This window comes from Herbaspirillum lusitanum P6-12 (assembly GCF_000256565.1).
GTDB lineage: Bacteria > Pseudomonadota > Gammaproteobacteria > Burkholderiales > Burkholderiaceae_D > Herbaspirillum > Herbaspirillum lusitanum.
The window spans coordinates 1-241 of record NZ_AJHH01000685.1 but is presented as its reverse complement, the minus strand read 5'-3'; the positions used below and the strand labels follow the sequence as shown (position 1 = coordinate 241).

Annotated in this window: 1 pseudogene; it reads left to right on the top strand. The window is 62.2% G+C overall.

Annotated elements, in window-relative coordinates:
* Window positions 1-241, top strand: a pseudogene (locus HLUSI_RS30105) (SfnB family sulfur acquisition oxidoreductase); the annotation flags it as partial.

The window sequence follows — 241 nt, the reverse complement described above, 5'->3', positions numbered from 1 at the left end:
ATCGGCCAGATTCCGCAAAACCATTTCGGCATCCTCAACGTGCTGGCGCAAACCGCCACCGAGAGCCAGAAGCACTACTTCTACAGTGAAGTCCTGAACGGCGCGCGCTTCGGCAACGCCGGCCCGGAACGCACCAGCAAGAACGTGCTCGACATCCGCACCCGCATTACCAAAGACCCCGGCAGCCCCGACTATCTGCTCAACGGCACGCGCTTCTATTCCACCGGCGCGCTGTACGCCG